Source organism: Psychrobacillus glaciei, assembly GCF_008973485.1.
In the GTDB taxonomy this organism is placed as follows: Bacteria; Bacillota; Bacilli; order Bacillales_A; family Planococcaceae; genus Psychrobacillus; species Psychrobacillus glaciei.
Genome location: NZ_CP031223.1, coordinates 1,500,341 through 1,522,233, shown reverse-complemented (window position 1 = coordinate 1,522,233; position 21,893 = coordinate 1,500,341). Strand labels below are relative to the sequence as shown.

At 35.4% G+C, this 21,893-nt stretch carries 26 protein-coding genes; all 26 read right to left on the bottom strand.

Features of this window, described 5'->3' with window-relative positions; all coding sequences use genetic code 11:
• Window positions 1-12 precede the first annotated feature (12 nt).
• Window positions 13-804: a phosphatidate cytidylyltransferase gene (locus PB01_RS06800; protein ID WP_151699504.1), complete on the bottom strand. Its 792-nt coding sequence runs from the start codon at window positions 802-804 to the stop codon at window positions 13-15.
• Window positions 801-1,595 carry an undecaprenyl pyrophosphate synthase gene (locus PB01_RS06795; RefSeq protein WP_151699503.1) on the bottom strand — a complete coding sequence of 265 codons (795 nt, stop codon included), beginning with the start codon at window positions 1,593-1,595 and terminating at the stop codon, window positions 801-803. The genes PB01_RS06800 and PB01_RS06795 overlap by 4 nt, the downstream gene beginning before the upstream one ends.
• A gap of 200 nt (window positions 1,596-1,795) precedes the next feature.
• On the bottom strand, window positions 1,796-2,353 hold the full coding sequence (gene frr, locus PB01_RS06790; RefSeq protein WP_151699502.1) for a ribosome recycling factor: 558 nt from the start codon (window positions 2,351-2,353) through the stop codon (window positions 1,796-1,798).
• Window positions 2,353-3,078 (bottom strand): UMP kinase, encoded by a 726-nt coding sequence (gene pyrH, locus PB01_RS06785; RefSeq protein WP_151699501.1) that lies wholly within the window; start codon window positions 3,076-3,078, stop codon window positions 2,353-2,355. Before pyrH ends, frr begins: the two co-directional genes overlap by 1 nt.
• 154 nt (window positions 3,079-3,232) lie before the next feature.
• Window positions 3,233-4,117, bottom strand: coding sequence for a translation elongation factor Ts (tsf, locus tag PB01_RS06780; RefSeq protein ID WP_151699500.1), 885 nt, complete (start codon window positions 4,115-4,117; stop codon window positions 3,233-3,235).
• 90 nt (window positions 4,118-4,207) lie between these two features.
• Window positions 4,208-4,930, bottom strand: coding sequence for a 30S ribosomal protein S2 (gene rpsB / locus PB01_RS06775; RefSeq protein WP_151699499.1), 723 nt, complete (start codon window positions 4,928-4,930; stop codon window positions 4,208-4,210).
• Window positions 4,931-5,079: 149 nt separating this feature from the next.
• Window positions 5,080-5,547 carry a hypothetical protein gene (locus PB01_RS06770; protein ID WP_151699498.1) on the bottom strand — a complete coding sequence of 156 codons (468 nt, stop codon included), beginning with the start codon at window positions 5,545-5,547 and terminating at the stop codon, window positions 5,080-5,082.
• A gap of 8 nt (window positions 5,548-5,555) precedes the next feature.
• Entirely contained in the window at window positions 5,556-5,858 is a 303-nt protein-coding gene (locus PB01_RS06765) for an RNA polymerase subunit sigma (RefSeq protein ID WP_151699497.1), read from the bottom strand.
• A gap of 18 nt (window positions 5,859-5,876) precedes the next feature.
• Window positions 5,877-6,650 carry a FliA/WhiG family RNA polymerase sigma factor gene (locus tag PB01_RS06760; RefSeq protein ID WP_151699496.1) on the bottom strand — a complete coding sequence of 258 codons (774 nt, stop codon included), beginning with the start codon at window positions 6,648-6,650 and terminating at the stop codon, window positions 5,877-5,879.
• Window positions 6,651-6,742: 92 nt separating this feature from the next.
• A complete protein-coding gene (locus tag PB01_RS06755; protein ID WP_151699495.1) occupies window positions 6,743-7,039 on the bottom strand; it encodes a hypothetical protein in 297 nt (98 codons plus the stop codon).
• Window positions 7,039-7,536 carry a chemotaxis protein CheD gene (locus tag PB01_RS06750; protein ID WP_151699494.1) on the bottom strand — a complete coding sequence of 166 codons (498 nt, stop codon included), beginning with the start codon at window positions 7,534-7,536 and terminating at the stop codon, window positions 7,039-7,041. Before PB01_RS06750 ends, PB01_RS06755 begins: the two co-directional genes overlap by 1 nt.
• Before the next feature lies 1 nt (window position 7,537).
• Window positions 7,538-8,167, bottom strand: coding sequence for a chemotaxis protein CheC (locus PB01_RS06745; RefSeq protein WP_151699493.1), 630 nt, complete (start codon window positions 8,165-8,167; stop codon window positions 7,538-7,540).
• A 3-nt stretch (window positions 8,168-8,170) separates the two neighbouring features.
• Complete coding sequence (locus PB01_RS06740; RefSeq protein ID WP_151699492.1) at window positions 8,171-8,626, bottom strand: chemotaxis protein CheW; 456 nt, start codon at window positions 8,624-8,626, stop codon at window positions 8,171-8,173.
• Window positions 8,627-8,657: 31 nt separating this feature from the next.
• The gene (locus tag PB01_RS06735) at window positions 8,658-10,715 is read right to left on the bottom strand and encodes a chemotaxis protein CheA (protein ID WP_151699491.1); all 2,058 of its coding nucleotides are present in this window, start codon (window positions 10,713-10,715) and stop codon (window positions 8,658-8,660) included.
• 15 nt (window positions 10,716-10,730) lie between these two features.
• The gene (locus PB01_RS06730; protein WP_404815115.1) at window positions 10,731-11,786 is read right to left on the bottom strand and encodes a protein-glutamate methylesterase/protein-glutamine glutaminase; all 1,056 of its coding nucleotides are present in this window, start codon (window positions 11,784-11,786) and stop codon (window positions 10,731-10,733) included.
• Window positions 11,787-11,841: 55 nt separating this feature from the next.
• Window positions 11,842-12,708: a MinD/ParA family protein gene (locus PB01_RS06725; RefSeq protein ID WP_151699489.1), complete on the bottom strand. Its 867-nt coding sequence runs from the start codon at window positions 12,706-12,708 to the stop codon at window positions 11,842-11,844.
• A complete protein-coding gene (locus tag PB01_RS06720; RefSeq protein ID WP_151699488.1) occupies window positions 12,701-13,807 on the bottom strand; it encodes a flagellar biosynthesis protein FlhF in 1,107 nt (368 codons plus the stop codon). The genes PB01_RS06725 and PB01_RS06720 overlap by 8 nt, the downstream gene beginning before the upstream one ends.
• A complete protein-coding gene (gene flhA / locus PB01_RS06715; RefSeq protein WP_151699487.1) occupies window positions 13,804-15,837 on the bottom strand; it encodes a flagellar biosynthesis protein FlhA in 2,034 nt (677 codons plus the stop codon). The genes PB01_RS06720 and flhA overlap by 4 nt, the downstream gene beginning before the upstream one ends.
• Window positions 15,838-15,861: 24 nt before the next feature.
• Window positions 15,862-16,947, bottom strand: a complete 1,086-nt coding sequence (flhB, locus tag PB01_RS06710; protein WP_151699486.1) for a flagellar biosynthesis protein FlhB — start codon at window positions 16,945-16,947, stop codon at window positions 15,862-15,864.
• A gap of 1 nt (window position 16,948) precedes the next feature.
• On the bottom strand, window positions 16,949-17,725 hold the full coding sequence (gene fliR, locus PB01_RS06705) for a flagellar biosynthetic protein FliR (RefSeq protein ID WP_151699485.1): 777 nt from the start codon (window positions 17,723-17,725) through the stop codon (window positions 16,949-16,951).
• Between the two features lie 4 nt (window positions 17,726-17,729).
• Window positions 17,730-17,999: a flagellar biosynthesis protein FliQ gene (gene fliQ, locus PB01_RS06700; protein WP_151699484.1), complete on the bottom strand. Its 270-nt coding sequence runs from the start codon at window positions 17,997-17,999 to the stop codon at window positions 17,730-17,732.
• 12 nt (window positions 18,000-18,011) lie between these two features.
• The gene (fliP, locus tag PB01_RS06695) at window positions 18,012-18,677 is read right to left on the bottom strand and encodes a flagellar type III secretion system pore protein FliP (protein WP_151699483.1); all 666 of its coding nucleotides are present in this window, start codon (window positions 18,675-18,677) and stop codon (window positions 18,012-18,014) included.
• On the bottom strand, window positions 18,670-19,392 hold the full coding sequence (locus PB01_RS06690) for a flagellar biosynthetic protein FliO (protein ID WP_225986188.1): 723 nt from the start codon (window positions 19,390-19,392) through the stop codon (window positions 18,670-18,672). The genes fliP and PB01_RS06690 overlap by 8 nt, the downstream gene beginning before the upstream one ends.
• Window positions 19,364-19,726, bottom strand: coding sequence for a response regulator (locus PB01_RS06685; protein ID WP_151699481.1), 363 nt, complete (start codon window positions 19,724-19,726; stop codon window positions 19,364-19,366). The genes PB01_RS06690 and PB01_RS06685 overlap by 29 nt, the downstream gene beginning before the upstream one ends.
• Before the next feature lie 19 nt (window positions 19,727-19,745).
• Window positions 19,746-20,900, bottom strand: a complete 1,155-nt coding sequence (gene fliY / locus PB01_RS06680) for a flagellar motor switch phosphatase FliY (protein WP_151701993.1) — start codon at window positions 20,898-20,900, stop codon at window positions 19,746-19,748.
• On the bottom strand, window positions 20,893-21,891 hold the full coding sequence (fliM, locus tag PB01_RS06675; RefSeq protein WP_151699480.1) for a flagellar motor switch protein FliM: 999 nt from the start codon (window positions 21,889-21,891) through the stop codon (window positions 20,893-20,895). Before fliM ends, fliY begins: the two co-directional genes overlap by 8 nt.
• Between the last annotated feature and the right edge of the window lie 2 nt (window positions 21,892-21,893).

The window sequence follows — 21,893 nt, the reverse complement described above, 5'->3', positions numbered from 1 at the left end:
AATGTCTTCTCCTTATACAAAATGTAAAAAGTGCAATAGCGGAATGACAAAAAGCAAACTGTCAAAGCGGTCTAATATCCCACCGTGTCCTGGCAATATTTTACCAGAGTCTTTTACATCGTAATGTCTTTTTATGGCTGATTCCACTAAGTCACCTAACTGACCAAAAATGGAAGCAGCAATTGTTATCCCTATTAATATTAAATAGGATGAACTAAAAGGCGTAATCCACTGAAGTATACATGCAGCAATTATTGCTCCAACAATTCCCCCTACAAATCCTTCGATCGTTTTGTTAGGAGATATTTCTGGCCATAGTTTTCGTTTCCCAAACTTTCTACCAGTAAAATATGCACTTGAATCTGTTGTCCATACGACAACTAATGCGAATATAACATAAGTTAATCCAATCTCTCTAGTTTCCATGAAATAGTAAAAGCCAATTCCAACATATAAAGTGGCCATTATAGCAAATGCAGCATCATCAAATGTAAATTGATTTTTAACAAAAACGGAATAAATTAGTAATAGAAAAACTGCCACAAACAGCCACTCTGTTTTTGTATGTCCAGTTATTTGCGATAGATCAACTGCAATTGAATTAGGAATTAATAAAACGAATAAAAGCAAGATAGATATTAGTCCAGCAATGGAGTATAGTTTAATGCCTTTCATACGCAAAAGCTCAAATAACCCAATAGCTGCCATGAAGTAGATCAATATGTTAAAAATTGATCCACCTAAAATTACAATAGGAACAAAGAACGTAGCTGCAATTGCTCCAGTAATAATACGTTGTTTCAATTAATTTCCTCCCCCTTTAGACCGCCGTACCTTCTAATTCTTGTTTGAAAGCTTTCAATTGCCTCAAGTAAACAAGATTCATCAAAATCTGGCCATAAAGTATCTGTAAACCATAATTCCGTATACGCAAGCTGCCAAAGCATGAAGTTACTTAAACGCACTTCTCCACTTGTCCGAATTAGTAAATCTGGTTCAGATAAATCTTTTGTCATTAAATAACTATCTAGAAGTTTTTCAGAGATACTATCAGCCGTAATTTTCCCTTCCTGTACTTCATTTGCTATTTTCTGCACTGCTTGAACAATTTCGTCTCTGCTACCGTAATTTAATGCAAAGTTTAATAGGAGGCCGTCATTATTCGCCGTTTGATTCATCGCATTTGTAACCGCTCTTTTCGTATGCTCCGGTAATGATTCAATATTCCCCATCATGTTCACTCGTACATTTTGCTCTATTAACTCTGGTAAATAAGTTCCTAGAAACTCTTCTGGTAATCGCATTAGAAAATCGACTTCCAATTTCGGCCTTTTCCAATTTTCTGTGGAAAAAGCATAGAGCGTGAGCGTTTTAATACCAAGTTCATTTGCAAAACGGGTAATTTTTTTCACTATTTTCATGCCTTCGTAGTGACCTGCAATACGTGGTAGGGTTCTTTTTTTTGCCCATCTTCCATTTCCATCCATAATAATAGCAATATGGTTAGGTAACTGTTCTTGCTGAGCCTTAGCTTTTCTGTCATTCAAATTTTTACTTATCGTTTGTTCATTCTTACGAATAAGTTTTTTTAGCATACTGAATCCCCCACTTTAAACCAACTCGGAACATATATATTCTATCATATCAAATTTCGCCTTATTTTTCTTCATTAATACCTAGAAAAGCGCAAGACTTTCATGATTAGTAAGATTGTTATAGAATACTTTAGTTTATCTCTTGAATGTAAAAAGACGTCCTACTAAAAGGACGCCTTTTGCAAACGAAAAGTTCAAAGTTAAACTTCCAGAATTTCTTTTTCTTTTTCTTTCGTAATTGCATCGATTTTTTCGATATTTGAATCAGTGAGCTTTTGAATCTCTTCTGTATATGCTCTCAAATCATCTTCCGTAATATCCCCGGATTTCTCTAATTTTTTCAGATCGTCATTGCCATCACGACGAACATTACGAATATTAATCTTTGCTTCTTCTGCTTCTTTTTTTACTTGTTTCACCAGTTCTTTACGTCGTTCTTCCGTTAGTGCAGGAATCGCAATACGAATTAGAGTACCATCATTTGTAGGTGTAATACCTAAATCCGATTTCATAATGGCTTTTTCAATGTCACCAAGAATTGTTTTATCATATGGTTGGATAGTTATTAATCGTGCTTCAGGAGTTGCAATTCCTGCCATTTGATTGATAGGAGTTGGTGCACCATAATAATCTACAGAAATTTTGTCAAGTAAAGCTGCACTAGCACGACCCGCACGGATTGTTGATAGTTCTCTACTATAAACTGAAATTGACTTAGCCATTTTATCTTTTGTTTGTTCAACTACTTGCTTCGGCATTATGAATTCCTCCTCACGACTGTACCAATAGTTTCTCCTAGAACAGCCTTTTTAATATTTCCCTTTTCCATAATTGAGAATACAACAAGTGCGATATCATTGTCCATACATAATGTAGATGCAGTTGAATCCATCACTTGTAAGCCTTGTTGGATCACTTCAATAAATGTAAGTACATCATATTTAACTGCTGTTTTATCCATTTTAGGATCAGCGGAATAAACACCATCTACATTATTTTTAGCCATAAGAATTACATCTGCTTCTATTTCAGCTGCTCTTAGTGCCGCTGTTGTATCTGTTGAGAAGTATGGATTTCCTGTTCCAGCCGCAAAAATTACTACTCGTTTTTTTTCTAGATGACGAATTGCTTTTCTACGTATGTATGGTTCTGCAACTTGGCGCATTTCAATAGAAGTTTGCACACGAGTTTCGATACCTGCTTTTTCTAGTGAATCCTGCAAAGCAAGTGAGTTCATCACTGTAGCCAGCATCCCCATATAATCAGCAGTCGCTCGGTCCATTCCCATTTCACTTCCTACTTTTCCTCGCCAAATATTACCGCCGCCTACTACTACTGCAACTTCGACTCCAAGCTCTACTACTTCCTTTACTTGTTCAGCCACAGATTTAATAATTTCCGGTGATAGCCCAAAACCTTGTTCTCCAGCTAACGCTTCGCCACTTAGTTTTAAAACGATTCTTTTGTATTGTGGTGTACTCATAGGTATCCTCCGTCTCTTTTCTTGAAAAAGAGGGAACACAAATTACGTGTTCCCAAGTTGGTCTCGATTATTTAATAAAATTATAAATTAGTAACTGCCCTGTTTTAAACGTTAGCTACTTGTCGCAGCTAAAAGGCGTCTTCCGCAGTATTAATTAGTTACCTTTAACTTGGCTCATTACTTCTTCAGCAAAGTTATCTTCACGTTTTTCAATACCTTCACCAACAGCATAACGAGTGAAAGATCTTAGATTACCACCAGTTGACTCAACAAAAACACGCACTTTTTGATCTGGGTTTTTAACGAAAGATTGGTCAAGTAAGCAAACATCTTCGAAATATTTCCCAAGACGACCTTCTACCATTTTTGCTACGATATTTTCAGGTTTCCCTTCATTTAACGCTTGCTCTGTTAGTATTTTGCGTTCATGTTCCACTTGTTCAGCAGATACCTCATCACGTGAAATAAAAGCAGGGTTTAATGCAGCAATATGCATTGCAACATCTTTCGCTGCGTTTGCATCAGTTGTTCCTTCTATCACCGTAAGAACCCCAATACGTCCGCCCATGTGTAAATAAGGACCAAATGTATCTGCATCTGTTTTTGTTTCTATTACAAAACGACGTAGTGTAATTTTTTCTCCAATTTTAGCAATTGCATTTGAAATTAAGTTTTCAACTGTAACACCTTCTTGGATAGTTGAAGCTAAAGCTTCTTCTACTGAAGCTGGTTCAGTTGCTACTAAATGTGTAGCTACTTGTTGAACTAATTGTTGGAACGCTTCGTTTTTTGAAACGAAGTCTGTTTCTGCATTCATTTCTAACAATACAGCTTTGTTCCCTTCAACTTGAATAAAAGTAGTACCTTCTGCAGCAATACGATCAGCTTTTTTAGCTGCAGAAGAAAGACCTTTTTCACGTAAAAAGTCGATTGCAGCTTCTAAATTACCGTCTGTTTCTACTAAAGCTTTTTTACAATCCATCATACCTGCGCCAGTTTTTTCACGCAATTCTTTTACCATTTGTGCTGTAACTGCCATTTAAAATTCCTCCTAGTACATATAAATTCATTGTCTCAAAAAAAGGTGATAAGAGGTTTGGCCGCTTATCACCTTTTACTTACATGTGTTTTACTCAGCAGCAACTTCAGCTGTAGTTACTTCTTCGTCTTCACCTTGTCTTGCTTCAAGTAATGCATCCGCCATCTTAGCAGTTAATAATTTTACTGCGCGAATTGCATCATCATTTGCAGGAATTACATAGTCGATTTCATCTGGATCACAGTTTGTATCAACAATTCCTACTAATGGAATGTTTAGTTTGCGAGCTTCCGCTACAGCAATACGCTCTTTACGTGGGTCAACTACAAACATTACATCCGGAATAGCTTTCATATCACGAATACCGCCTAAGAATTTCACAAGACGTTCATGTTGTTTTTTAAGTTGAACAACTTCTTTTTTAGGAAGAACATCAAAAGTTCCGTCTTCTTCCATTTTTTCAATCGCTTTTAGACGTGCTACACGTTTTTGAATAGTACCGAAGTTTGTTAGAGTACCACCTAACCAACGTTGGTTGATGTAGTAGTTACCAGAACGTTCTGCTTCGTCTTTAATAGCCTCTTGCGCTTGTTTTTTAGTACCAACGAATAGAACTTTCCCACCGTCTTGACCAACTTGACGCATGAAGTCATAAGCTTCTTCTAATTTTTTCACCGTTTTTTGAAGATCGATGATGTAGATACCGTTACGTTCAACAAAAATGAATTTTTTCATTTTTGGATTCCAACGGCGAGTTTGGTGACCAAAGTGTACACCAGCCTCAAGTAATTGTTTCATAGAGATTACTGACATGATTATTTCCTCCTGTTTTGGTTTAGTCTTCCGCATTCATCATTTTTCATTAGCTACTCTAAAAATAGAGCACCTGCTAAATTCATCCGAACTGCGTGTTTATTCATACCGTATTGTAATATACCATATAAATTTAATACTTTCAACTATTAATCCTTAAATTTTAAGAAAAGCTCTACTTCTGTCTTTCCAATTTGTAAAAGTTTTGCGATCTCATCTCTATTTTTTCCTTCTTCGCTATAAAAAAGAACTTTTTCTTTTATTGTAATAGGTATTTTTTTCTCTGTAGTTGCCGCAGTCTTTAAGTAACTATTCGCTGCAATTTGTTTGGATACAAATGTTTTTGGAAGTTCGAAAGTCAGAGCTTCTTTTTCTATCACTTCACGTGGAGAAGCTCCAGATGATTTCTCCGTACGGTTTAACTCTTCTAGAAGTCTAATATTTTCATCTTTCATCTCTGCAATATAAGCACCGAACGAATCATCTATTTCAGCTAAAACTTGTTCTTGCTTCTTTTCCATATCATTAAACTTATTTAACTTCGCATTTAATAAAGCAATCCAATAAAAACTAAATAATTGTAGTAAAAATAATATTACTAATATAATAGATGTCATAATTACCCCTACCCGCTAAAATCCACAAAGTTCCCTTTAAAAGGATGCTTTATCTCTTTCATTTCCTGTTCTTTTTTTTCCCGTTTTTTTCTTTCCTTTTCTTCATGCTCTTGTTCAGAATCATGTAAGTTCGCTTCAGCAGCATTATTTGCCTTGGTTACTGTTTCTCTATTTTTTTCTAGTTGTCTTGCAGAAGCTGCTTGGGCGTTTGATTGATTCACAGAGCTTTGTTGTTGTAGTTGTTCTGCTATTTTACCAGCATCGAATGTTTTTGGAATTGCAATTTGGAGTTCAACACCTTTTAAACTCATCTCATTAGTTCTCCCTTTTTAGACATTCATCATTTCACTTGCTAAAAGTTTACGCAACTTAAACAACGCTTTGGAGTGTATCTGCGATATCCTTGAGGTGGATAAGCCGAGCATTTCTCCAATTACGGTCAAAGTTAAATCTTCTGTATAAAAAAGACTTAATACAAGCTGTTCGTTCTCATTGAGCATATTAATTTGTTTTACAAGGTCTTGAAGTAATTCTTGTTTGACCATCTTTTGTTCTGGCGTTTTCTGTGAATCATCTCTAATAACGAATGATTTGTTTTCCATTTCTTCATTATCTTGAAGATTCTCATCAATCGACAATACATTGGAAAAAAAATGTTCTTGAACTGTTTGGTACACATCTTCTACAGGCATTTCAACATAATCTGCAATTTCGTCTGCTGTTGCATGTCTCATTAAAGTTTGTTCTAATTCTTCTATTTTTGCTTCTAGTTTTTTCGCTTTCTCTCTGGAAGATCTAGGAAGCCAATCTTCTTTTCTTAAACCATCAATAATTGCTCCTCTAACTCGGAACGAAGCATACGTATCAAATTTCAAGTCTCTAGAATAGTCAAATTTATTGAGCGCATCAAATAATCCCATCATTCCTAGACTCTTTAATTCGTCTCTTGAAATATTTTTAGGGATGCTTGCACCAATACGTTGCACATGATATGTAACCAGAGGGGTATATTGTCTTATTAAAGAGTCACCAGCTTGAGGATCTTTTTTTTCTATCCAGTTTTTCCAAAGAAGCTGTTCTTCTGTCGAATTAAGTTTTGCCACAAATATCCCCCTTTCCGAATATATGGAATGAATACTTTAATTATATCAAATAAACAACAAAAAAGGAGAGTCGAAATATATTCGCCCCCTCCTTATCCGCCTTCATTCAACATAGATTTCACAATTTCTGCATATTCCTCAGAAGAAGGTGCTTTATCAAATTCTTTTTCATGCATTAGGCTGAATTCTACTTGTTCTGTTTCAAAATGATCTTCCATCACAAAAGATATTATTGCTCGCGCTAGGAATGTGATCAAAAATACTGTAATGGCAATGATACTCGCATTAAACAATATATTTTTTGCATCAAGAAATGGATACGTCGAAAAAAAATAAATACTAAAAGCGAAAAGAGCTGTCCAAAAATTGGAGATAATCGTTCCAACCATTATATTTCTCTCACTCCTTGGTTCACAGTTCGAATATTTAGCATGCAAGTGGACGGATCAAATTCAATTGTTCTGCCACTATTCCCCCCAGTATCTTCCGAAACAATCGGTATTGTATATTTTTTTAACTGTTCTTTTACTGCCTCGACATTTCTGGGACCAATTCGCATTGTGTCTCTACTTGAAGAAAATTGAAACATTTGTGCCCCTCCAGCTATTTTTGCTCGTAGCTTAAATGGCTGCACTCCTTCTAATTTAAGTTGTTCAATCATTGCTGGTATACCTGTATCTGCGAACTTTGCAATATTGATATTCTCCACTCTACCTAAACTAGAGTCAGGAAGCATTACATGGACTAATCCAGCGACTTTTAAACGCTCATCATAAAGTACTACTCCAACGCATGAACCGAGACCTGAAGTGCGAATTGTATCAGGTAGTTTTGCGACATTCATATCCGCAATACCCACTTTAACCACTTGCCCTTGTGCAATCATATTAGTTTACTCCTAATGCTTTAAAAATAGCCTCGAATGATTCAGGATCTGGTAATAAGAAAAAATGTCCTCTGACACTTTCTTCATTTGGCACATCTTCTTCGTTAATGGCTGTATTAATCACGATGACATAATCACTTACATGAGAAACCTCTATTAGTCCAAAACTAATAATCGCTCCCACCATATCAATACTAAGTGCTGGGACGGTTGGAAAGATATTAAGTTGTGTAAAATCAGAAAGAGCAGATAAATAAGAACCTGAAAGAATATTTCCTAGTTCTTGCATTGCGGAAGCTCCAATTTCAGAAACTGCTCCTGTTTGAAAATCAAAATGATCATCTTGAACTAATCTTCTTATAAATCGATTTGCTTGTTCTACAGGTAGCACAAAAAACATACTACCAGTTACATCTCCCTCAATTCGAAGATAGATTCCCGCTACGACACTATCCGGGCCTCCTGCGAGTTCCATCATATCGTCAAAAGAAACCATTTCTACTTTAGGAACTTTCATATCTATTTTTTTATTTAATAAAGTAGATAGTGAAGTAGCTGCATGAGCAGCACCAATATTTCCTATCTCTTTTAAAACATCTAAATGCATGGAGGTAATATTTTTTTCATACATAACTTATACACCAGACTTAATAGGATTTAAAATAAGATTTAAATGAAGTAGTATTAATAATCGACGTTCTAATTTTGCAACTCCAGCGATAAAGTCTTGTTCTAAACCACCTACCACCTCTGGTTGGGGCTCAATAGCGTCTGTTGGAATATCTAAAACATCATTAGCTGAATCCACAATAACGCCAACATTCATATTTTCGAGTGTAATAATAATAATTCGTGAAGATTCATCTAATACACTTTCTCCAAGACCAAAACGATTTTTCAGATCAATTATCGGTGTTACTACACCCCTTAGATTGATCACTCCTTTTACGTAAGGAGGTGTTTTTGGAACTCGAGTAATATGAATTAATTTCTCTATACCCTGCACTTGACTTACTGGAATTACATATTCTTTATCTGCTAACTGAAAAACTACTACTTTTACACTTTTAACTACAACAGCTTCCGTCATATAGTTTACGCATCCTTCCAAGAATATTTCCTTAAATTATCAATGCATTGCAGTCAACTATTAGAGCTACTTTCCCATTTCCTAAAATAGTTGCTCCTGAAATTGCAAACACACTTGTCAAATATTCCCCAAGTGATTTTAAAACAATTTCTTGCTGTCCAATAAACGAGTCTACTACTATTGCTGCGAGTTTATCCCCTTTACGTACTAATACGACTGAGTGGAATTCTTCCTCTTTACTATCTCTTGGAACATCAAAAACATTTTCTAAAAATACTAATGGAACTACTTTCCCACGGAAATCAATCACTTTTTGATTGTGCGCATTTAGAATATCAGAAGATTTTATAATAGCCGTTTCGATAATAGAAGATAACGGAATCGCATAAATCTCTTCTCCAAGTTCCACTAACATGACAGATATAATTGATAATGTTAAAGGTAATTGAATAGAGAACAACGACCCTTTGCCCTCAGTCGAAGAAATATCAATTGTTCCACCAAGTGACTCAATTGTTGTTTTTACAACGTCTAAACCTACTCCGCGGCCAGACACGTCTGAAATTACATCAGCAGTAGAAAAACCGGAAGATAAGATAAATTCTGCTACTTGCTTGTCGCTTAATGTAGCTGCAACTTCCTGACTCACAAGTCCTTTGGAAATAGCTTTTTTAAGAACTTTTTGACGGTTTACACCAGCTCCATCGTCTTCAATTTCGATAAAGACATGATTTCCGCTATGGTATGCTCTTAGCACTACTGTACCTTCCTCAGGCTTACCGTTTGCTTTTCGAATTTCCGGACTTTCTACTCCATGATCTAAGGAATTTCGAATAAGGTGAACAAGGGGATCTCCAATTTCATCTATTACTGTACGATCTAACTCTGTGTCTGCACCAATTACTTCCAGGTTTATTTTTTTATTTAAATCTCTTGCTAATTGTCGTACCATTCGAGGGAAACGATTAAATACTGTTTCTACTGGTACCATACGCATATTTAAAATAATATTTTGTAAATCTCCAGTAATTCGTGACATCCGTTCAACCGTCTCATCTAATTCATTGTTATGTAATTCTTCTGAAATAGATTGAAGACGGCCACGATCGATGACTAACTCCTCAAATAAATTCATCAATATATCTAAACGCTCAATATTTACACGAATCGTCTTATTTCCAACCGTTTGATTAGCTTTAGATGGATTTGACTTTTCAGATGAAGTTCTTGGAGAATCATTAATATCACTTGTGTCTTCCGTTTGCACTACTAATTCTTGCGTTTCTACAACTTTTTGCAACTCACTATTTTGACGGTTTTTTATTTGTTCAATGGTTACAGGATTTACTTTAACTTCTGTCACTTCAGAAACTTTCAGAAGTTTCTTTTGTACATCATCTTTCGGTTCGGAAGTAACTAAAGCAATATAAAATGTATTATCAAATTGTTCGTCCTCCAGCTTTTCTACAGACGGCGAAGATTTAATAACGTCTCCCATTTTTTCCAATAATTCAAATACCATAAATACGCGAGCTGCCTTTAAAAGACAATCTTCTCGAAGTTGCACAGAAATTTCATATGTTTGATAATCTTGTTCAAATGATTGGTGAATGACGGTTAGTTCATAATCATCATAAGAAAGCCAGTTTTCTTGTGCCGATTCAATTTCTTCTTTCATTTCAACCGTAGTAGCTGCTACAGGGACTTCTTCACCCGTCTCAATCACATGCAACTTTTGAACTGTATCAGTCACGTCCAACTTTCCTTTTCCACCCACAGCGATATCTAAAACCATTTCTTCTAGTTGATCAACTGCAATAAATATAACATCTAATAATTCAGCAGTAACATGTAATTTACTATTTCGAATTAGATCTAAAACATTTTCCATCTTATGGGTTAAATTAGCGATATCTTCATAACCCATAGTAGCCGACATACCTTTTAACGTATGAGCAGAGCGAAAAACCTCATTTACAATTGCAATGTCTGATGGATTTTTTTCTAGTTCTAATAAATGTTCATTACAAGCTTGTAAATGCTCTTTACTTTCTTCGATAAACATTTCTAAATATTGACTTGTATCCATTTAATAAACACCCCTTTAAGGCAAGTATTTTAAAATTGCTTGTGTAATATTTTCTAAATCTACTACTTCATTTACTAAGTTAGTTTCTATTGCAGCTTTTGGCATTCCATAAACAATGCAAGTATTTGAGGATTCTGCAATAGCAACCACGTTTCCATTTCCTTTCAATTTCCGAAGTCCAGATGAACCATCTGAACCCATACCTGTCATGATGACAGCTAGTTTATCGAAATCATTAAACCGGCTATTATCTTCAAATAGTACATCCACACTGGGTCGATGACCGGCTCTCGGCGGTTCCACATTGTCTAAAATAATAGAATAGTCATTACCCATTTTATTTAGACGTAAATGATAACCTCCTGGTGCTAAATAAGCATAGCCATTTCGTAAAATATCACCATTTTCGGCTTCTTTCACTTCTATTTGCGATAATTGATTTAGTCTATCTGCTAACGATTTTGTAAAACCAGCAGGCATATGCTGTACAATAAGCACGGGAGCTTGCATATCTTTTGGAAGCTTGGTAATTACTTCTTGTAGCGCTCTTGGACCCCCAGTTGAAGTACCGATTAATACCATTTTTTTGTTTTGTTTATTCCAACTTCTTGGTTTGGTATTCAATGGAATAACTGGCTTCATATTCTTTAAATCTGCGGAAAAAATAGTAGTTTTTTTCGTTTCAAGCTGCGGTCTTTTCATTTTTATAATCGACACATTCGCAGCATTTTCCACTTTTTCTACTAATTCTTTTTTTATTTTATGTAAATCTAAAGAGATCGTACCACTTGGTTTTGCGACGAAGTCAACTGCTCCATATTCCATCGCAAGGAGAGTACTTTCTGTCCCTTTTTGCGTAGTACTTGAGAGCATAACAACCGCAACTGGTGTTTCTGCCATGATTTCTTTTAAAGCTTCTATACCGTTCATTACCGGCATTTCAACATCCATTGTCACTACGTCAGGCTGAAGAGACTTTATCTTTTGAATAGCATCTTTTCCATTCCGTGCAATTCCAACAACTTCAATCAGCTTACTATCGTTAAAAAAATCCGTTATTAGCTTTCGCATAAAGGCAGAATCATCGACTATTAGAAGTTTCTTTCTTTGTAACTGCTCCACTAGGTCACGCCCTCCCCGTAAAGAGATTTTTCAATCGAGATATAAATTTACTTTGTCTAGGTATACTCTCTTTCTCAAAGTCTAAATCCGAGAATTTGCTAGCAATCTCTTTTAACTTTTTCGTTATTTCAGCATGAGGATATAATAACGAAAATGGAACTTGTTCTTTCACCGCTTTTCGAACAGCTGGATCCTCTGGTAAAGAGCCAAGTACAACGATTTCTTTAGATAAAAACTTGGACATTGCTAATTTTAATCTAGATGTTGTTTCAATGCCTTCCTCATCGGTAAAAGCCCTATTACACAAAAGAAAGAAATTTTTATCTGGATCTTTATAAAAAATAAATTTCATCATGGAATATGCATCGGTTATAGATGTTGGTTCGGCGGTCGTTATGACGATAATATCATCGACAGAGACTAACAAATCCAATGTTTGACTTGTTGCTCCAGCCCCCATATCAAATACAATATAATCATAATTTTTTTGCATAAACTCGAATGCTTCTACTAGTCTTCCAAACATTTCTTCATTCCACTCCATTACACCCGATAAACCAGATCCACCAGAGATATATTGAAGATTATTAGGACCTTCATACAACACTTCTTCAATCGAAGCATCTCCTACTAAATAGTCTTTCAAATTAGAGGAAACTGTTTTCCCTAGCAAAATATGAATATTTCCCATACCTATGTCCATATCAATCAGAACAACTTTTTTACCTAATGAACTTAGCATAGTAGTGAAGTTCATGGAAAAATTACTTTTTCCCACTCCTCCTTTACCACTGACAACCGCAATAGATCTTCCTAGTTTGTTCTGACTCCTAAGCATTCGCATTCTTAATTCTTCCGCTTGATCACTCATAACGAATCCCCTTTAAAAGCATATTGAGTAATTCATTTTGATTAGCCTCAACTATATCTTCCGGGACTTCTTGACCATCCGTATAGTAAGCAAGTCCCTTCTTATATTTAACCATTAAATTGATAATTGAGCCAATAGAATTTGTTTCATCAAGCTTTGTAAAAATATATTTTTCAATAGGGAATTCTGTGAACTGTTCGATAATCACTTCCATGTCTTTTTGCTTAGAAGTAGTGGACAGAACAAGAAAGGTTTCTGTGTTCTCTTTTAGGTCAATCAGCTTTTGTAAATCCTCTACAAACTTGAGCTCTTTATAATTACGCCCTGCAGTATCTATAAAGACTATATCTAAAGTTTCGAAACTTTTCATTGCATTTTGTAAATCTATTTCATTGTAAACAATTTCAATGGGAGCTTGAAGCAAGCCTGCATACGTCTTTAATTGCTCAATTGCAGCAATACGATAAGTATCTGTCGTAATAAAACCAACTTTTTTCTTTTTTTCTAAAACTGCTCGAGCAGCCATTTTCGCAATTGTTGTCGTCTTCCCAACACCTGTTGGACCTAACACATTAATGTATTTTTTCGAATAGGACAAACCACCAAAAGGAACTTGATCTAAGAGTGACGACAAAATTTTCTTCGTATTTCTAATTTGTTCTTCTAAATCAAATTTTTGATTATTTTCTTTCATATGCATAAAAAGCTCATCACTAACTGTTGTGATAAGCTCTTCTGCTAACTCTTGTTCCTTCAAATGATGAATAAGAGTTTCTAGTTCGTCTGGATATTTATTATCCAACTGTGGACGTTGAATTGACTTCACCATATGTTTTAAGTCTTCTAATTCTTTTTTTATTTCGTCCGTTGCCTTACTTGAATGAACCATTTGGACGGATGCTTTTTCTACAGGAGCAGGAGGTGGATCAAACGTATCAATACCCGCTAAAACTTCGATAGACTTCTTTTTGAACATTCCTAAAAAACCCTTGGAATAAGCAACTTTTGAATTCAAAATGATTGCTTCTTCCCCTAATTCATTTCGAATTAGTTTCATCGCTTCGGGCATTGTATTAGCCATGTATTTTTTCATCTTCATTCAACATTCACCACCCCTACGCTTTGTACCTCAATAGAAGATTCTAATTCATTATAAGAAAGAATCGGAATTTGAGGGAAATATCGTGCTGTCATTTGACGCATATACACCCTTACTGCAGGAGAACATAAAATAATTGGCGATTGTTCCATCAATGATGCTCGTTCTATTTCCTTCGCCATCGATTCTAAAATTGCTTGTGAATCATTTGGATCGATAGACAAATAGTTACCATGCTCCGTTTGCTGGATACTATCCGCAATTAATTTTTCTACTCTACCGGAAACAGTTAGAACTTTTAGCACATGATTATTCCCTGCATATTGTGTCGTAATTTGTTTCGCTAATGATTGCCTTGTATATTCAGTTAATATATCGACATCAGAAGTCATTTTTGAATAATCTGCAAGTGTTTCGAAAATAATGGGAAGATTACGAACCGAAACATGCTCTCGTAGTAAATTCCCTAAAACTTTTTGTATTTCTCCAACTGAGAGTGGTGTTGGTGTTAGTTCATCTACAAGTATTGGATATGTTTCTCTAATATGATCAATCAGTTGTTTCGTTTCTTGACGACCCAGTAAATCATGTGCATTATTTCGAATTATTTCCGTCATATGTGTAGAGACAACACTCGGAGGATCAACAACCGTATAACCAAGTATTTCTGCTTCTTCTTTCACAGATTCCGTAATCCATTTTGCAGGTAAACCGAAAGAAGGCTCAACAGTATCAATTCCTTCGATGGAATCATCATCTCCGGGACTCATCGCTAAATAGTGATCAAGTAATAATTCGCCTCTCGCCATTTCATTTCCTTTAATTTTAAGTCGATATTCATTAGGTTGTAATTGAATATTATCTCGAATACGTACAACTGGTATGACAATACCTAACTCTAACGCAAGCTGTCTTCGTATCATTACTACCCGGTCAAGTAAATCTCCACCTTGTGCAGTATCTACTAAAGGAATAAGTCCATAACCAAATTCAAACTCTATTGGATCTACATTTAGAAGATTAATAACATTTTCCGGACTTTTCATATTGTCCGTTGTAACTTCTTCTTCAAATTCTTCTATTTCATTTGGATCTTCTTTGCTTGATTTATTCATCATATATGCACCTACTGCCAAAGCGATTGCAATCGGAAAAGTAATTAACGGTCCTACCGGAGTAACAATTCCAAGTAAAGCAATCGTTCCAGCTGCAACGTAAAGCAACTTTGGCTGAGAAAACAATTGACTAGTAATATCACTACCAAGATTTCCGTTAGATGCCGCTCTAGTTACTACAATCCCCGTAGCTGTGGAAATTAATAGAGCTGGAATTTGAGAAACGAGACCATCTCCCACAGTTAATGTAGAAAAAAGTACTGCCGCTTCCGCAAAAGGTAGTCCTTGTTGCACTACTCCTATGATAATACCAACAACAAGGTTGATTAGTACTATGATAATACCAGCAATGGCATCTCCTTTTACGAATTTTGTCGCACCATCCATTGCACCATAAAAGTCTGCTTCGCCGCTTACTTTTTCACGTCTTTCTCTTGCTTCTTTTTCAGAAATCATCCCTGCATTCAAATCAGCATCAATACTCATTTGTTTACCAGGCATTGCATCTAACGTAAATCGAGCAGCAACTTCGGATACACGTTCTGCACCTTTCGTAATTACAATGAATTGAATAATTACTAATATAGTAAATACAACTAAACCTACTAATATATTTCCACCTGTTACAAATGTACCGAAAGTTTCTACAACTTTACCAGCATCACCTTCAGATAATATGGCTCTTGTAGTGGACACGTTCAGACCGAGTCGGAATAGTGTTACGAGTAATAATAAAGGAGGAAAAACAGAAAATTGAAGGGCCTCTTGCATATTCATAGCGGTCATTAATATTAACAAAGCGATTGTAATATTTATGATAATTAGGAAACTTATTAACCAATGTGGAAGAGGAATTACTAGCATTGCCACAACAGATATTACAGCTGCTAATACGGTTATATCGCGGACTTGCATATACTTCCACCTCAAACTTTAACTTTATATTTTTTGTTTAATTCGATATACATAAGCAAGTACCTCTGCAACAGCTTTGAAAAATTCATCCGGAATTCGTTGGCCAATTTCGACTTGATCATACATTGCTCTAGCAAGCGGACGATTTTCAACCATAACTACATCATGTTCTTTTGCAATAAGTTTGATTTTCTGAGCAACAAAATCTGCACCTTTTGCAACAACTGTTGGAGCATCCATCGATTCATCGTCGTATTTTAATGCGATTGCAAAATGCGTTGGGTTCGTAATAACCACGTCTGCTGATGGAATTTCTTGCATCATTCGACGCATAGCCATTTCCCTTTGCCGCTGTCTTATACGGGATTTAATAATTGGATCTCCATCTGAATTTTTATGTTCATCTTTAATGTCTTGTTTCGACATTTTAAGATTTTTTTCATAGTCAAACCTCTGATAGAAAAAATCCAAAACAGAAATAAATAATAAAACACATGAAGCTGCTATTCCCATCATTCCGGTTAACCAACCAACTGTTGAAAGTGTGTCCCAGGCTGTCTTAAATGATAAAGATAACACCTTTTCTAAATTCATCCATAGAATAAGGGTAGTAACAGAACCAATAAAAGATATTTTTAATATAGATTTCAAGAGTTCAATAATTGCTTTAATCGAAAACATTCTTTTGAGACCTTTTATTGGATCAATTTTTTTTAAATCAAACTTTAAGGGCTCGGTTGTAAACAACAATCCAAATTGAAAAAAGTTTGCAGCGATCGCCGCAACTACAGCCACACCCATAATCGGAAGCAATACTTTTGCCATTTCTATGAGTAATTCTTTATATATTTCTACAGCCGTATCAATCGAGAGATTTTTAATTAACATATATTTTGTAAAGGTAACATCAAAAAAAGAAAACAATTCCGCTCGTAAATACCCTGCACTAAACAATAAAAACAGAAAAACGGAGAGTAATACAATAGCGCTTGTAACATCTGCACTTTTTAAAACTTGTCCTTTTTTACGGGAATCTTGTCGTTTTTTAGGGGTTGCTTTTTCTGTTTTTTCTCCTGCGAAAAACTGCAAGTCTAATCGGAGTTTCCACATACTATCCACCACCTAAAATAATCATTAAATCTCGCATGCTTACAACCATTATTTGAAACAATTTTTGGACAACTGCCATTAATACACCCATCATGACGAAAAGAACTAAAAAACTTACACCTATTTTTATCGGAAAACCAACTACAAATATATTTAGCTGAGGTACAGTTCTAGCAGTAATCCCCAATGCAACATCCACTAAAAATAGAGTTGCAACTATTGGTATCGACATTTGGAAAGCAACTGCAAAAACACCTGCAAATGTTTTCATAATAAATTCGACGTAATTTTCTTGCCCAAAAGGAGGCCAAGCAAGTTCCAATGGGATAAACTTATAACTATAAAAAATACCATCTAATAGCAAATGATGTCCGTTAAGTGCCAATAATAATAGGAGAGCTAGTGTATTCAAAAATTGTCCAACTAATGGACTTTGGGCACCAGTTTGAGGGTCAATCACATTGGCAATAGCAAACCCCATCTGAAAATCAATAAATCCGCCAGCGATTTGAATTGCTGACATGATGATATAAGCCAGCAGACCAATGAATAAACCAACGATTACTTCTTTCATAATTAATAATATGTAATCCCCATTCAGTTCAAACGGACCAACATCCATCGTGTAATACATCATCCACGAAATAACGACAGCGAATGCAATACGGTGAGTAGCAGGAATTGTTCGATGTGAAAAGAGAGGTAACGTGACGAAAAACGCAGAAACACGTGCGATTACAAGTAATAAAACAGTTAATTTAGGTAAAATTTCATTCATCGAATCAACCAATGTATCGTATTAAATTTTCAAAGATATCCGATGCATACGATGTTACATGAGAAAGCATCCACGGTCCGAAAAAAACAATGGCAACTAAAACAGCAATAATTTTAGGAACAAAAGCTAAAGTTTGTTCTTGAATTTGCGTTGTTGCTTGAAAAATACTGACTGCTAGTCCAGTTATTAAAGCGATTAAAAGAAGAGGACCTGATGTAAGAAGAATGACCCAAATAGCTTGTTCTGCAATCGAAATTACCATTTCATTACTCATTACGATCAGCTCCTAAAAACTTTGTAATATCGATTTCATTACTAAATACCAGCCATCTACTAAAACAAATAATAATATTTTAAATGGTAAAGATATCATTACTGGAGGTAGCATCATCATACCCATAGACATTAAAATACTCGCTACTATCATATCAATTACTAAAAAAGGTATGAAAATCATAAAACCAATTTGAAATGCCGTTTTAATCTCACTTAAAGCAAATGCAGGAACCATCACAGTTAGTGGGATATCATCAATTGATTCTGGTCGCTCTGCCTCTGTATAACGTAAAAATAACTCTAGATCTTTTTGCCTTGTTTGCTTGCTCATAAATTCCTTAAAAGGACCACTTGCATTTTCATACGCCTGTTCCAATGTAATTTTCTCATCAAAAAGTGGAGTAAGTGCTTTTTCATTCACTTCTTGAAAAGTAGGGGCCATAACGAAAAATGTTAAAAATAAAGATAACCCTACAATCACTTGGTTCGGTGGCATTTGCTGTGTCGCAAGTGCCGTTCGAACAAATGAAAGAATAATAACGATTCTAGCAAAGGAAGTCATTAGTATTAAAATACTAGGCGCCAAAGATAAAACCGTAAGCAATAGCATTAATTTGATAGAAGTGGCGACGTTTGACGGATCACTGTCCGAAAAAAACTGGACGAAATCATTCATTCTCTTCTCGCTCCTTTGTCTTCCAATCCTTTATAACATCACTACGGTCTTTTTGGATTTCTTGTAATCTTTTTTGGAACGTTTCATTAAATGTAGGTTCTTTTTTTTCATTACGATTCTTTTTCTTAGAGAGATTTCCTTTTAGGAGGCTAAAAAGCTCTGTTATGTACGGTACAGTCTTTCCAATCTCAAGCTTCTCATCGTACTTTTTGGTAAGTTTGCTTATTTCCTCAGGATCTGTAATTTCTTTTAGTAAGGAAACATCTTCTCCTATTCCCACTAAAAACAGCGAATTACCAACCTGGAGTAATTGCACAGATTTACCTTGACTAATCCCAACTCCACCTAAATTTTGAATAAGTTGATGCGTTTGATACGTTTTATTTTTACTGTTCACAAAACGTAATAATCCATAAAGTAAGAGAATTACAAATGCTAATGCAAAAATCATCTTAACATAATCCCAAATACCTACAGATACACCACCAGAACCTTTGTCTAAATCCTTGTTAGTATCTGTATCTGTATCTAGTGTTGTTTTTTGGGTTGGCTCATCTTTTAACTTGCTATAATAATCGTCAATACTACCGTTTGGGTCTGTTGCTGCATGAACTACCGTTTGAAAAGGTAATAGAATTAGCAAGCAAAAAATGCAATAAATGATGGTGAATTTCCTCTTCATTTCATTACGCGAGCGCTTTTGAAATTGCTTCAATTACGCGATCAGCTTGGAATGGTTTAACAATAAAATCTTTCGCTCCAGCTTGAATTGCATCAATAACCATTGCTTGTTGTCCCATTGCAGAACACATAATAATAACTGCATTTGGGTTCTTACCTTTAATTTCTTTTAATGCCGTGATTCCGTCCATTTCTGGCATTGTAATATCCATTGTTACTAAATCAGGCTTTAACTCCGCATATTTCTCAACTGCTTGAGCTCCATCTCCTGCTTCTCCAACAACTTCAAAACCATTTTTTGTTAAAATGTCCTTAATCATCATACGCATAAATGCTGCATCATCCACTATTAATATTCTTTTCGACATAATACGACTCCTCCGTTACTTATCTTAAATTGTTAATTCGTTCAGCTTGACTTAAAATATCTGTAATTCGAACTCCAAAATTCTCATCAATTACGACAACTTCACCTTTTGCGATATGTCTGTTGTTTACTAGAATATCTACTGGTTCACCTGCTAATTTATCTAGTTCAATTATTGATCCACTAGTGAGTTCTAGAATGTCTTTTACAGTTCTTTTAGTACGACCTAATTCTACTGTTACTTGAAGTGGAATATCAAGTAGTAAATTTAAATTTCTCGATTCGTTTTGTGATAAGCTTGGTGCTTCGAAACTAGCAAATTGCGCTTGTTGTACTTCCACTTGTGGTGTTTGTGGTCGCGTTTGCGTAAACTGCATTTGTGCTTGAGGTTGAATCTGTTCATGTATCTGTTGTTGCTGTTGTGGGATAGGAGTTGGAGTTGCTTCCACTCTTTCTTCCATGATTGTCGCAGCAACTTGATCTTCATCTTCACCCATTAAAGATTTTACTAATTTTAATCCAAACTCCAAAGGAAGTAATTGCATAATATTTGAATCTATTAACTCCCCTATTTTTAGTCGGAAGGAAATCTTAATGAGTAATTCATCATTTGGAATAGCATTTATTCCTTCACCTGCTCCTAAATTCATCAAATCTATAGAAGGGGGAGAAATATCTACTTTTTTATTAAATACTGTCGACATAGAGGTAGCGGCCGATCCCATCATTTGATTCATCGCTTCTTGCACAGCACTTATTTGAATTTCACTTAGTTCTGGTTTTGGATCTGTTCCATCTCCACCAAGCATTAAATCCGCGATAATTGCTGCATCCGATTGTTTAATAACGAGTAAATTCATGCCAATTAGTCCCGCAGTATATTGTACTTGTACCGCTACGTATGGCTGAGGAAACTCTTCTTCTAATCTCGAACGCTGAATCATATCAATACTTGGAGTAGTAATTTCTACCTTTTGTCCTAAAAGAGACGACAAAGCGGTTGCAGAGCTACCAAAAGAAATATTACCAATCTCCCCAAGTGTATCTTGTGCAAAGGAATCTAAATAGTCTTCTACATTAATCTCATCTGTATCATTTGTGTTTTTTTCTTCTTCAATTGAAGTTCCTCTAAGGAGGGCTTCAATTTCTTCTTGGGAGAGCATATCATCACTCATCATCATCCTCTCCTCCTTTCAAAGTTTCAATGACTTGAACAGCCATCCTTTTTTTAAGTTTACCAGGCTGTGCCTTAAATTTAGGGATTTCCCCAACTTTTATTATTAGTGGGTCCTCTATTTTAGCATTCAATTGAATGACGTCACCTAACTGCAAAAACAATAAATCTTCTATGGATATATCTGTTTTACCTAACTCCGCTACTAGAGGAATTTCAGCTGATTTTACTCGTTTCTCCAACACTTTTAATTGTTCAGGAGAGACTTCTTTTTTATTGGTTTGCATCCAATATCGTACAGATAAGTTAGGCACAATTGGCTCTAATACAACATGTGGTATACAAATATTGATCATCCCACTTGTTTCGCCAATAATGGTATTGAATGAAATAACAACAACCGTTTCGTTTGGTGAAATCATTTGTAGAAATTGTGGATTCACTTCCAGCTCCGTTAAAATTGGATCAATATCCGCTATATTTGCCCAAGCTTCTCTTAGATTATCAAATGATCGTTCAAATAAGTTGGTCATAATTTTTGTTTCAATTTCTGTTAAACTATCTGTTTTTGTATATGATCCACCCTTACCGCCCATTAATAAATCATACATCGTATAGGCGATATTCGGGTTAATTTCCATTAGAATATTCCCCTCCAGTGGCGGAACTTCAAAGACATTGATCAGTGTCATATGCGGTACAGAGCGAATAAACTCTTCAAATGGTATTTGATCAACAGATACTACTGAAATTTGTACATACGTCCTTAATTGGGCAGAAAAAAATGTAGTTAATAATCGAGCAAAGTTTTCATGAATACGCGTTAAACTACGAATTTGATCTTTTGAGAATCGAAGTGCTCGTTTAAAGTCATATACTCTTACTTTCCGAGATTCTTGCTCAATTTTCATCTCATCTGCTGTCATTTCGCCTGTTGAAAGTGCACTTAACAACGCATCTATTTCTGATTGAGATAGTATATCCCCTGCCAATC

Excerpts from the sequence above, each read along its gene's own strand:
- PB01_RS06685 (WP_151699481.1), bottom strand. The coding sequence starts at position 19,726 with ATGTCGAAAAGAATATTAATAGTGGATGATGCAGCATTTATGCGTATG.
- frr (WP_151699502.1), bottom strand. The coding sequence starts at position 2,353 with ATGCCGAAGCAAGTAGTTGAACAAACAAAAGATAAAATGGCTAAGTCA.
- PB01_RS06725 (WP_151699489.1), bottom strand. The coding sequence starts at position 12,708 with ATGAGTGATCAAGCGGAAGAATTAAGAATGCGAATGCTTAGGAGTCAG.
- PB01_RS06730 (WP_404815115.1), bottom strand. The coding sequence starts at position 11,786 with ATGCGAAAGCTAATAACGGATTTTTTTAACGATAGTAAGCTGATTGAA.
- pyrH (WP_151699501.1), bottom strand. The coding sequence starts at position 3,078 with ATGAGTACACCACAATACAAAAGAATCGTTTTAAAACTAAGTGGCGAA.
- PB01_RS06765 (WP_151699497.1), bottom strand. The coding sequence starts at position 5,858 with ATGAGTTTAAAAGGTGTTGAACTCCAAATTGCAATTCCAAAAACATTC.
- fliY (WP_151701993.1), bottom strand. The coding sequence starts at position 20,900 with ATGAGTGATGATATGCTCTCCCAAGAAGAAATTGAAGCCCTCCTTAGA.
- flhB (WP_151699486.1), bottom strand. The coding sequence starts at position 16,947 with ATGTGGAAACTCCGATTAGACTTGCAGTTTTTCGCAGGAGAAAAAACA.
- fliR (WP_151699485.1), bottom strand. The coding sequence starts at position 17,725 with ATGAATGAAATTTTACCTAAATTAACTGTTTTATTACTTGTAATCGCA.
- fliQ (WP_151699484.1), bottom strand. The coding sequence starts at position 17,999 with ATGAGTAATGAAATGGTAATTTCGATTGCAGAACAAGCTATTTGGGTC.
- PB01_RS06745 (WP_151699493.1), bottom strand. The coding sequence starts at position 8,167 with ATGTATGAAAAAAATATTACCTCCATGCATTTAGATGTTTTAAAAGAG.
- PB01_RS06720 (WP_151699488.1), bottom strand. The coding sequence starts at position 13,807 with ATGAAGATGAAAAAATACATGGCTAATACAATGCCCGAAGCGATGAAA.
- fliP (WP_151699483.1), bottom strand. The coding sequence starts at position 18,677 with ATGAATGATTTCGTCCAGTTTTTTTCGGACAGTGATCCGTCAAACGTC.
- PB01_RS06770 (WP_151699498.1), bottom strand. The coding sequence starts at position 5,547 with ATGACATCTATTATATTAGTAATATTATTTTTACTACAATTATTTAGT.
- flhA (WP_151699487.1), bottom strand. The coding sequence starts at position 15,837 with ATGCAAGTCCGCGATATAACCGTATTAGCAGCTGTAATATCTGTTGTG.
- PB01_RS06740 (WP_151699492.1), bottom strand. The coding sequence starts at position 8,626 with ATGACGGAAGCTGTTGTAGTTAAAAGTGTAAAAGTAGTAGTTTTTCAG.
- PB01_RS06795 (WP_151699503.1), bottom strand. The coding sequence starts at position 1,595 with ATGCTAAAAAAACTTATTCGTAAGAATGAACAAACGATAAGTAAAAAT.
- tsf (WP_151699500.1), bottom strand. The coding sequence starts at position 4,117 with ATGGCAGTTACAGCACAAATGGTAAAAGAATTGCGTGAAAAAACTGGC.
- rpsB (WP_151699499.1), bottom strand. The coding sequence starts at position 4,930 with ATGTCAGTAATCTCTATGAAACAATTACTTGAGGCTGGTGTACACTTT.
- PB01_RS06750 (WP_151699494.1), bottom strand. The coding sequence starts at position 7,536 with ATGATTGCACAAGGGCAAGTGGTTAAAGTGGGTATTGCGGATATGAAT.
- PB01_RS06735 (WP_151699491.1), bottom strand. The coding sequence starts at position 10,715 with ATGGATACAAGTCAATATTTAGAAATGTTTATCGAAGAAAGTAAAGAG.
- PB01_RS06755 (WP_151699495.1), bottom strand. The coding sequence starts at position 7,039 with ATGGTTGGAACGATTATCTCCAATTTTTGGACAGCTCTTTTCGCTTTT.